Below are 11018 nucleotides of genomic sequence, written 5' to 3' on the forward strand. Positions count from 1 at the left end.
GACCAACAAAACCTTGTTCTTTAGAAAATTTGAAGGCTTTTTTTATCTGGCCGATGATTTCATAATCACCCAATATCTGCGAATCCAATCCTGCCGCCACATCAAAAAGATGTTCTATGGCTTTTCTGCCGTTTTTAATATAAGCCAGGGAGGTAAAGTTTTCAAGAGATCCCTGTGTTTGGCTGCATAATAATTCACAAAGTTCCTGCGCACTTTGTGCAAAGCCATAAATTTCGGTTCGGTTGCAGGTAGAAAGAATAAACAATTCTTTTATGCCATATTGAGGTGCTTCTGCAAGCAGCGCCGTATACTGATCGGGGTTAATAGCATATTGTCCCCGAATGATGGCATCTGATTTTTTATAATTGATACCGGCTATAAAAAAAGTAGAAATATCTGTGTGTTGCTGTGCGGGCATTCTTGTTATTGGTTAATTTCTTATTTGTGCACAAAATTAGTTGCGCCAGTTGTTGTAAACTAATTTCTGTGTCATTGCAATGTCATTTTGCTGAATGATTATCCTCATCCATTGTTATGACATCTCACTGCGATCAGTAACATAATTTTATAATTCATAGATGAGGGTGATATTGTCAAAATTATGTTGAATTATATTTAATTAATGATCCTAACATATCCAACTGCAGTAAAAGCCTTGCCAGGCAATCATTATGGATATTTGTTTAAATTAATAGTAAAAAAAATCATTCATTTAAAGTTTATTAAAAGCAATGAAGCTAGCCCATAACTAAAACATGACATACAACAATATTTTATAATGATGAACTTTTAGCAAAACCAGTGGTTACATTTGCAAATCATTTTAAGCCATGGCAAAAAAAGCAATTATCCTAATGAACCTGGGGTCTCCGGATTCAACAAAAGTAAAAGATGTACGTCGTTATTTAAAAGAATTTTTAATGGATGAACGTGTGATAGATGTTCCTTACTTGGTACGTTCTTTTTTAATCAATGGAATCATTGTTCCATTTCGTGCACCCAAATCTGCAGAAGCCTATAAAACTGTCTGGACAAAAGAAGGTTCACCTTTGGTGGTATTGACCAAAAAATTACAACAGGCATTGCAATTAAAGGTAGATGAACCCGTATCTATCGCCATGCGCTATGGCAATCCAACTCCAAAAGCGGCTTTTGATGAGTTGCAAAAAAATAATCCTGATTTGGAGGAAGTATTGGCAATACCCTTATACCCGCACTATGCCATGTCGAGCTTTGAAACAGCAGTTGAATCAGCCAAAGAAGTGTACGGACAAAACAACTATTCTTTTAAGCTGCAATTTTTAGCACCGTTTTACAACGAACCCAATTATATTCATGCACTGGCAGAAAATATAAAACCTTACCTGGCAGAGGAACATGATCATATTTTATTTAGTTATCATGGTATACCGGGCAGGCATATCCGCAAAAGTGACACCACCGGAAGTCATTGCTTGAAAATTGAAAATTGTTGCGAAGTGGCTTCGCCTGCACATGGCCATTGTTACCGTCACCAGGTTTTTACAACCACCCGGCTCGTGATGGAAGCATTAAATATTCCGAAAGACAAATACAGTATTTCTTTTCAATCCAGATTAGGTAAGGGATGGCTGCAGCCCTTTACAGATATACGTTTAAAGGAACTTCCAAAGGAAGGAATTAAAAAATTATTGATTCTTTGCCCGGCATTTGTAAGCGATTGCCTGGAAACGCTGGAAGAAATTGATGTAAGGGGCAAGGAAGAATTTATGGATGCAGGCGGCGAATCTTTTACGATGATTCCTTGTTTAAATACTAACCCGCTTTGGGTAGATGTGTTGGCAGGGTGGGTGAAGAATTTTACAAACAGCTGATGTTGGATTTGGGATGTTAGATTTTTTTCAGGTCAGGGCTTCGGGTACGTTTTGAGATTGGTCAGTAATAAAATGCGATGGCAATAATATTTTCGGAAAGCGGATGATCCTCCGGAGCGAAAAAAATCCGAAATCAGCCACCCTAAATAATCATCCCGTAACAAATTATAAAATAATTGCGCACATGTATTTTTATATTAAAGCACTCCATATCATTTTCATCGTAACTTGGTTTAGCGGGATGTTTTATATTGTGCGCCTGTTCATCTACAATACAGAAGCACAGGAAAAAGAAGACGTGGAAAAGCGCATACTAACAAACCAGTTTTCCATAATGATCAAACGGTTATGGCTCGGTATTGCCTGGCCCTCAGCCATACTTACTATTATTTTCGGTGGTTGGGTGGCATATCTCTACGGAAGCGTACCCACCTGGCTATGGATAAAACTTTCCCTTGTAGCTGGTTTATATGCCTATCATTTTACCCTGCATAAAATTTATAAAGATGAAAGCAAGGGCATTTTCGCTTACACCTCCCAGCAGTTGCGTTTCTGGAACGAAGGCGCTACTATTTTTCTCTTTTCGATTGTAATGCTGGTGTCGGTAAAGCAAAGTATGAGCCTTGTATGGGGGCTGGCGGGACTTACCGCTTTTATACTAATTTTATTATCTGCCATTCGTATATACAAAGGCTTGCGCAGATAGTTGATCTGCATATCCAGGGAATAAATAATTTTGTATATCGCTTTTGTAAAGTATATTTGTCCATCATTTAAGTAGACTTATAATAAACTATGCTATTATTTCCTTCCATATTGCAGCGTTGCAATTATTGCAGTGATAAGTTTTGTTGCTGTTAAAACAGTAGGTTTTTGGCTAAATTTTTTGCAGACTATTTTACCACAATTTATTTTTTTTAAGCATGAATCTATCATCTGAAAACAACGTTTCACAATTACTCCATCAATTAGATGGACTATCCATTGCGGATTCCCTGAAAATACTCACCAACCTTTTTCCCGGGCAGGTAACTTTTTCTTCTAGCTTTAGTTTTGAAGATCAGGTAATTACGCATAAAATACTTAGTAGTCAATTACCAGTTAAAATATTTACACTGGATACAGGGCGCATGTTTGCAGAAACTTATTCTGTTTGGAACAGTACCAACGAACAATATGGCACTAAAATAAAAGCATATTATCCCAATCAAGATACTTTGCAGGAGTTGGTTGAAGAAAGAGGACCCAATTCATTTTACGAGTCTGTTAAAAACAGGAAAGATTGCTGTTTTATCCGTAAAGTGGAGCCTTTAAAAAGAGCATTGGCAGAAAACGCAATTTGGATAACGGGTCTAAGGGCAGCGCATTCACCAGACAGGCATGATTTACCCATAATTGAGTGGGATGAATCCAATAAGATCATTAAATACCATCCAATTCTGCATTGGACAACAGAAGAAGTAAAGGAATACATCACCAAAAATCACGTTCCCTACAATCCCCTGCACGATAAAGGTTTTGTAAGTATTGGCTGTGCGCCCTGCACCAGGGCTATCAGTCCAGGTGAAGATTTCAGGGCGGGCCGCTGGTGGTGGGAAGATGCGGATAAAAAAGAATGCGGCCTTCATGTACATGAAGAACCGGCAGCAAAAAATTAATTAATAGTCATCGCAAACAAAAATTTTAAATTACAGTTTGTCCGCAAAAAAAATAAGTATGAGTAAACACAGGTTAGATTATTTGGAACAGCTGGAATCAGAATCCATTCATATTTTCAGGGAAGTAGCGGGACAGTTTGAACGTCCGGCTTTGTTATTTTCCGGTGGCAAAGATTCCATCGTATTGGTGCATCTGGCTTTAAAAGCATTTCGTCCTGGTAAATTTCCTTTTCCCCTTGTACATATTGATACCGGTCACAATTTTCAGGAAGCCCTGGATTTCAGGGATCAGCTTGCCAGCACCATTGGTGAAAAACTAATTGTAAGAAGCGTGGCGGATACCATCAAAGCGAAAAATTTAACTGAACAAAAAGGAAAGTTCGCCAGCCGAAATGCGCTGCAGACCTACACTTTATTAGATACTATTGAAGAGTTTAAATTTGATGCCTGCGTTGGGGGCGCCAGAAGAGATGAAGAAAAAGCAAGAGCTAAAGAAAGAATATTTTCTGTACGGGATGAGTTTGGCCAATGGGATCCAAAACTTCAACGTCCCGAATTGTGGAATATCTACAATGGCCGCATTCATAAAGGCGAAAATGTAAGGGTATTTCCTATCAGTAACTGGACGGAGTTAGACATTTGGAACTACATTAAAAGAAATGAAATAGAATTGCCTTCTATTTATTTTGCACATGACAGGGAAGTATTAGAGTGGCAGGGCCAGCTGGTAGCAACTTCAGAATTTATACAGTTAGATGAAACCGACACTGTATCGGTAAAAAAAGTTCGGTACAGAACAGTAGGCGACATGACCTGCACTGCTGCGGTTGAATCAACGGCTAATAATATTGACGACATCATCAAAGAAATCATCGCTACAAAAACAAGCGAAAGAGGCGAAACAAGAATTGATGACCGGGTAAGCGAAGCAGCCATGGAAGATAGAAAGAAGAACGGATACTTTTAGAAAGTTATAAATTATGAGTGGTGAGTTATAAGTTTCAAAAACGAGCGTGCAGCATTAACTCAATATCTTTAAATTTAAAGAACTCATAAATTATAAATCTGATAAGTGAAAGTATTATAAAAAATAAGAGTTTCATTTTGCTATCCGAATAGTGAAATTACACAAATTTTTACTGGAGAATAAAAAAGAATACGTCCTTAGCAAACAAGTATTAAGAAGCGGAACAGCAATAGGGGCACTTGTTAGAGAAGCTCAGAATGCTGAAAGTAAGGCGGATTTTATTCACAAACTTGGAGTAGCACAAAAAGAAAATGATGAAACATTGTACTGGTTAGAATTACTTTTTGAAACAGAATATTTAGGTGAAAAAAAATTTATCAGCATGCAAAAGGATTTAATAGAACTTTTAAAAATGATACGAAGTGCAATAATCGCTTCAAAAAATAAAGTTAACCAGGCGGTCAAAAAAAACTCATAACTCATAACTTATAACTAATAATGGACATACTTAGATTTATAACGGCAGGCAGTGTAGATGATGGAAAAAGTACTTTGATTGGCCGTTTACTGTACGACAGTAAATCAATTATGATTGATCAATTGGAAGCAATTGAAAAGCAAAGTAAAAATAGGGAAGATGGTGAAATTGACCTGGCTTTATTAACCGATGGCCTGCGTGCAGAAAGAGAGCAGGGTATTACCATTGACGTAGCCTATAAATACTTCAGCACTCCCAATCGTAAATTTATAATCGCCGATGCTCCGGGCCATACACAATATACCCGCAATATGGTAACAGGCGCTTCCAACAGCGACCTTGCTATTATTTTGGTAGACGCACGCAATGGTGTTGTTGAACAAACCCGCCGGCATTCCATTATTGCATCGCTGTTAAATCTGCCGCATGTGGTAGTAGCCATCAATAAAATGGACCTGGTAAATAACTCAGAAGATGTGTATAATAATATTGTAATTGATTATGCTGAAGTAGCATCTTCACTCGGTTTGAAAGATATTAAGTACATTCCCGTCAGTGCCATCAATGGCGATAATATTGTAGAAAAGTCACCCGCTTTTCCCTGGTACGAAGGCGAATCTTTATTGTATATTTTAGAAAACGTAGAAGTTGCCAACGATATCAATTATACCGATGCAAGATTTCCGGTGCAATACGTTATTCGCCCGCAAACAGAGGCGCTGCACGACTATCGTGGCTATGCCGGAAAAGTAATCAGTGGCATTTATAAAAAAGGTGATGCAGTGGTGGTGCAACCTTCCGGTTTGCAAAGCACCATCCGTGCAATAGAAATTGGGGGTAAAGAAGTGGATGAAGTATTTGCCCCGCAAAGTGTGGTATTGCATTTAAGCGATGATATTGATATCAGCCGTGGTGATGTAATTGTACAAAAAGATAATCAGCCATCTGTAGAAAATGAACTGGATGTGCTATTGTGCTGGATGGGTAACAAACCCCTGATACCTGGCAATAAATATTTATTGCAAATCAACAGCCGTGTAACCAGGGCGGTGATTAAAGAAATTGAATATAAGCTAAACGTAAATTCTTTATTAAAGGAACCGGCACCAGAACAGGCATCTTTAAACGATATTGTAAAAGTAAAAATTAAAACAGCCTCGCCCGTTCCGTTTGACAGTTATAAAAAATTACGTGTAAATGGCGGTGCCATTTTAATCGACGAAACAAGCAACGTTACAGTAGGAGCGTGTATGATTCAATAGGCAATAATTAGTAATTAATAATTTAAAGGCGAAGCGCTAATAACTAATAACTAATAACTCATAACTCATAATTCATAACTAAGTAAGTGGTCGAATCTAACTTCATACAATGTCTCTACAACCAGCACCAGCAGGCAACTACGGCTTTTCCAGATAAGGAAATGGCACAGGAATTTATTGATGGATTTTTTGAGTTTCTGTTTATTCCGCAGAAGCAAAAAAAGATGTCGCAGTATGAGTTGTCAAAAGAATTTGAATCTTATAAAAGTCATTTATCTGCGTTGGTTTATGATGTAATTAGAGATGGGGAAAAAACACAAGCTATTACAGATTTGTTTTTTGAAGAAGTCCCCGTTATTTACGATACGTTGTTAAATGATGCTGCAGCTGTATTGCGATTTGACCCTGCCGCCAAATCAATTGAAGAAGTGTTGATGGCTTATCCCGGTTTTTTTGCAACAGCGGTATATCGTTTTTCGCACCAGTTAATTATGCAGGGCGTACATATTTTACCCCGGGTTTTTGCAGAGTATGCACACAGCAAAACAGGCATTGATATACATCCCGGTGCAACAATCGGTAAGTCGTTTTTTATAGATCATGGTACAGGTATTGTAATTGGTGAAACGACTATTATTGGCGACAATGTAAAAATTTATCAGGGAGTAACATTGGGGGCATTGAGTGTTAATAAAGATTGTGCAGAAAGTAAGCGGCATCCAACCATTGAAGACAATGTTGTTATATATTCCGGTGCAACTATATTGGGTGGTGATACTGTAATTGGCAGCGATAGTGTTATTGGCGGCAACGTTTGGCTAACCAATTCAGTTCTTTCTTTTTCTGTAGTATATCATAAAAGTGAAATTACCATCCGGGATAAAAATCCGTTACCAGAGGCATTGAATTTTGTAATATAAATCTTTGTCCGGGCAGGGAAGCAATGTTCATCATTGTTGCGTCGCCCTCTTGTACAAAAAAAGCTTTGTGCAACTTTTATAGAAGCGGAGAGAGAGAAAGAAATTAATTAATAATTAATAATTAAAAATTAATAATTGAAAACAATAATACTAAAATGAAGTTTATTAAAGCAGCAGGGTCAGGCTCCCTCTCCTTTGGAAAGGGTTGGGGTGAGGTAAGAAAAAGCCACCTCTAAAATGAAGTCTGTTAAAGTCAGCAGGGCGCAGGCTCCCTCACCTTTGAAGAGGGTTGGGTTGAGGTTAAACAAGCAAAATAAAATCAACATAAAATGAAAGCAAATAACATATTAGAAACAATTGGCAACACACCGCATGTGCGTTTAAGCAAACTTTTTCCAAACCATGAAGTATGGATTAAGTTAGAAAAAACAAATCCCGGCGGCAGTATCAAAGACCGTATTGCACTGTCGATGATTGAAGATGCAGAACAAAAAGGATTGCTGAATAAAGACAGTATAATTATTGAGCCTACCAGTGGCAACACTGGTATTGGCCTGGCATTGGTAGCTGCTGTAAAAGGCTATAAAATAATATTGGTAATGCCCGAGAGTATGAGCATTGAGCGCAGAAGGCTGATGGCTTCGTACGGTGCAGAATTTGTGTTAACACCAAGAGAAAAAGGAATGAAAGGCGCTATTGAAAAGGCAGGTGAATTAACCGCTTCAACACCCAATGCCTGGATGCCACAGCAGTTTGATAACCCGGCCAATACCGCCATACACCGTACAGCATCCGCAGTGGAAATACTAAATGATTTCCCCGAAGGATTGGATTATTATATCACAGGAGTGGGTACTGGCGGTCATATCACCGGTGTAGCTGAAATAGTAAAACAACATTTTCCTAACCTGAAAGTTTTTGCTGTTGAACCTGAATTATCTCCGGTAATAAGCGGCGGTGCACCCGGACCACATCCAATACAGGGTATTGGTGCAGGGTTTATACCATCTATCTTAAACGAAGAAATTTTAGATGGCACTATTCAGATAAGTAAGGAAGAAGCGTTTACCTATACCCAGCGCCTGGCAAAAGAAGAAGGTATACTGGCAGGTATTTCAACCGGCGCTTCACTGGCAGCCGTAGCAAAAAAGTTATTGGAAGTACCGGCAGGAGCTAAAGTGCTGACCTATAATTATGATACCGGAGAAAGATATTTATCAATTGAAGGGTTATTTTAGCTGAAAATTATTAATTGTTAATTATTAATTAAATAAGAATTGCCTTCTATCCTAATAATATTCATATAAAAAGACCTTTTAAAAAAGGCAGCGTTAAACTCCCTTCAGTGGATGCGGATATTAAAATGAACACAACAAACCAACAGATCGGTAAAGTAATTTTAGCAGGCGCTGGTTGTGGTGACCCGGAACTAATCACCGTAAAGACGGCACGCTACCTGCAACAGGCGGATGTGGTTTTGACAGACCGGTTGGTGAGTAAAGAAATTTTAGAGAGGTATGTAAGAAAGGATGCAGCAATTATTTACGTGGGCAAACAATGCCGCCGTGGGTACAGTACACCGCAGGAAAGCATCAATTCATATATTGCGGAATATGCGCTGCAGGGCAAGCTGGTAGTGCGTTTAAAGGGAGGCGATGTATCTATCTTTTCTAATATTTTAGACGAATTACAAACGGTAGTGAAGTACAATATACCGTACGAAATTATTCCTGGTGTAACAGCCGCATTGGGCGCAGCAGCTTATGCGGGTATACCATTAACCTGCCGCGGATTGTCAACCGCAGTGCGTTTGCTTACTTCGTATAAATCAGATATTGTAACAGATCAGTACTGGCAGGAACTGGCACAAACAAATGATACCTTGGTTTTTTACATGTCGTCAGAAACGCTGGATAATGTGGTAGCCAACCTGGTGAAATACAATATTGATCCTCAAAAATTACTGGCTGTAATTGAACAGGCAACAACACCGTTGCAAAATGTACACATTACTTCTTTATACGATTTTGCAGCGAACTTTAAAGGCCGTTCTTTTGTTTCTCCATCCATAGTAATTATTGGAAAAGTGGTAGCACTTCATCAAAAATATTCCTGGCTAAACAATAGCGAAAGCAGCGATCATTATTTTAAACCGGTTCTTCCGGATAGTAACCTTTTAAATACAGCAATACATGTTGGCCGATAATAAATTGAAACTTTTTTTAGACCTGCTCAGTTCTGCAAATAAAGATGAACTGATATGGATGAATGGCTACCTGAATGGAGTGGTACATCAGCAGTTACCAGTAGCCGTAACGCCAGTAATTGCTGATCCTGCGGTTAGTAAAATCACCATCGTTTATGGTACCGAAACCGGTAATTCAAAAAGGCTTGCGGGTGAATTTGCCGCTAAAGCAAAACAACAGCGCATTCACGCTAAAGTGGTAGGCATGGACCAATACCGGTTGACCGATCTTGCGAAAGAAGAATATTTACTGGCCATTGTAAGTACGCATGGTGAAGGAGAACCACCTATTGCGGCTAAAAAATTCTATGACCATATTCATCAGAACGGTTTTAGGCTGGAGAAACTAAAATATAGTGTGCTGGCTTTAGGCGACACTTCGTATCCGCTGTTTTGTAAAACCGGTGAGGAAGTGGATGAGCAATTTAATAAGTTGGGTGGCAACCGCATTGCACCTTTGCAAAAGTGTGATGTGGAGTACGACGAAGAAGCCAATAGCTGGTTCAGCAATGTATTAAAAAGTTTGTCAGCACCAGCGGCACCCGTTCCGGTAGTAACACCGGTAACAGTTACGGCGAAAAAAACGGGCAAGCAAATTTATACTGGTACGGTACTTACAAAAGTAAATTTGAACGACAGGGGTTCCAATAAAGAAACCTGGCATATTGAAATAGCAGCCGAGGGGGTGCAATATCAATGCGGGGATTCTTTAGGTGTAGTGCCTGAAAATCCCACCAGGGTGGTGGAAGAAATTATTACTCTTACAAAAGTTGATCCGGCAAAAAAAATTGTTTTTAAAAATGAAGAAGTAAGCATGTACGATCTGTTGAAATACAGAATTAATATTATTTATTTAACCGAGCGTTTGGTAAAACAATATGCTGATATTACCGGCGAAGATATACCGGCAACAAAAATGGATCTGCTGGATTTATTAAAAATTTACCCGGTAAAAGATGCGGCGCAATTTGAAACTATCGTAGGAAAAATGAATGCCATTTCTCCAAGATTATACACCATTGCATCTGCACCGGCGGCACATGATGGCGAGGTACATATTCTTGCAGTAAAAGATGCGTACACAATCAATGATGAAAAAAAGTTCGGCTTGTGTTCTTCTTTTTTAGGCGAACTGCAACTGAATGCGCAACAGAAATTTTTTATTCAAGCCAATAAGAGATTCCGTATGCCTGCCGACGAGAAGGATATGATCATGGTTGGCCCGGGCACGGGCATTGCAGCTTTCAGATCTTTTTTATCAGAGCGGGATGCCACAGGTGCTACCGGTAAAAACTGGTTATTTTTTGGAGATCAACATTTTGCAAGCGACTTTTTATACCAGACGGAAATTCAAAACTGGCTGGAAACCGGCGTGCTTACAAAAGTGAATGTGGCTTTTTCAAGAGACCAGCATTTTAAATTATATGTACAACACAAAATGTTGCAACATGCGGCCGAAGTCTATGAATGGATTAACAGCGGCGCATCATTTTTTATATGCGGTACCAAAGATCCGATGAGCATTGATGTGGAGAATACGTTATTAGAAATCATTCAGCAGCAAGGCAATAAAACAAAAGAAGAGGCAACGCATTATCTGGAATTGATGGAAGAGGAAGGACGTTACGAAAAGGA

At 38.9% G+C, this 11018-nt stretch carries 10 protein-coding genes and 1 pseudogene; 10 read left to right on the plus strand and 1 reads right to left on the minus strand.

All coding sequences use genetic code 11. The features are described 5' to 3' along the window. A pseudogene (locus H7254_RS09210) lies at positions 1-418 on the minus strand (glutamyl-tRNA reductase); the annotation flags it as partial. Between the two features lie 412 nt (positions 419-830). Between H7254_RS09210 and hemH the strand changes: the two are divergent. From hemH to H7254_RS09260, 10 genes are all read left to right on the plus strand, one after another. Next, a complete protein-coding gene (gene hemH, locus H7254_RS09215) occupies positions 831-1853 on the plus strand; it encodes a ferrochelatase (RefSeq protein ID WP_301932693.1) in 1023 nt (340 codons plus the stop codon). Positions 1854-2037: 184 nt separating this feature from the next. Then, positions 2038-2559, plus strand: coding sequence for a CopD family protein (locus tag H7254_RS09220; RefSeq protein ID WP_301932694.1), 522 nt, complete (start codon positions 2038-2040; stop codon positions 2557-2559). A gap of 217 nt (positions 2560-2776) precedes the next feature. Continuing rightward, complete coding sequence (locus H7254_RS09225; RefSeq protein WP_301932695.1) at positions 2777-3511, plus strand: phosphoadenylyl-sulfate reductase; 735 nt, start codon at positions 2777-2779, stop codon at positions 3509-3511. A 37-nt stretch (positions 3512-3548) separates the two neighbouring features. Beyond that, positions 3549-4478 (plus strand): sulfate adenylyltransferase subunit CysD, encoded by a 930-nt coding sequence (gene cysD, locus H7254_RS09230; RefSeq protein WP_301932696.1) that lies wholly within the window; start codon positions 3549-3551, stop codon positions 4476-4478. 142 nt (positions 4479-4620) lie between these two features. Then, positions 4621-4956, plus strand: a complete 336-nt coding sequence (locus tag H7254_RS09235) for a four helix bundle protein (RefSeq protein WP_301932701.1) — start codon at positions 4621-4623, stop codon at positions 4954-4956. A gap of 20 nt (positions 4957-4976) precedes the next feature. Further along, positions 4977-6218: a sulfate adenylyltransferase subunit 1 gene (locus H7254_RS09240; RefSeq protein ID WP_301932697.1), complete on the plus strand. Its 1242-nt coding sequence runs from the start codon at positions 4977-4979 to the stop codon at positions 6216-6218. A gap of 86 nt (positions 6219-6304) precedes the next feature. Next, complete coding sequence (locus tag H7254_RS09245; RefSeq protein ID WP_301932698.1) at positions 6305-7138, plus strand: serine O-acetyltransferase; 834 nt, start codon at positions 6305-6307, stop codon at positions 7136-7138. 329 nt (positions 7139-7467) lie between these two features. Beyond that, positions 7468-8376 carry a cysteine synthase A gene (cysK, locus tag H7254_RS09250; RefSeq protein WP_301924382.1) on the plus strand — a complete coding sequence of 303 codons (909 nt, stop codon included), beginning with the start codon at positions 7468-7470 and terminating at the stop codon, positions 8374-8376. A 125-nt stretch (positions 8377-8501) separates the two neighbouring features. Then, complete coding sequence (gene cobA / locus H7254_RS09255; protein ID WP_301932699.1) at positions 8502-9344, plus strand: uroporphyrinogen-III C-methyltransferase; 843 nt, start codon at positions 8502-8504, stop codon at positions 9342-9344. Continuing rightward, positions 9331-11018, plus strand: a 1688-nt coding sequence (locus H7254_RS09260; RefSeq protein ID WP_301932700.1) for a sulfite reductase flavoprotein subunit alpha, incomplete at its 3' end; no start/stop codon positions are given. The genes cobA and H7254_RS09260, both read left to right, overlap by 14 nt.

This window comes from Ferruginibacter sp. (assembly GCF_014377975.1).
Taxonomy (GTDB): domain Bacteria; phylum Bacteroidota; class Bacteroidia; order Chitinophagales; family Chitinophagaceae; genus Ferruginibacter.

Excerpts from the sequence above, each read along its gene's own strand:
- hemH (WP_301932693.1), top strand. The coding sequence starts at position 831 with ATGGCAAAAAAAGCAATTATCCTAATGAACCTGGGGTCTCCGGATTCA.
- H7254_RS09220 (WP_301932694.1), top strand. The coding sequence starts at position 2,038 with ATGTATTTTTATATTAAAGCACTCCATATCATTTTCATCGTAACTTGG.
- H7254_RS09225 (WP_301932695.1), top strand. The coding sequence starts at position 2,777 with ATGAATCTATCATCTGAAAACAACGTTTCACAATTACTCCATCAATTA.
- H7254_RS09240 (WP_301932697.1), top strand. The coding sequence starts at position 4,977 with ATGGACATACTTAGATTTATAACGGCAGGCAGTGTAGATGATGGAAAA.
- cysK (WP_301924382.1), top strand. The coding sequence starts at position 7,468 with ATGAAAGCAAATAACATATTAGAAACAATTGGCAACACACCGCATGTG.
- cobA (WP_301932699.1), top strand. The coding sequence starts at position 8,502 with ATGAACACAACAAACCAACAGATCGGTAAAGTAATTTTAGCAGGCGCT.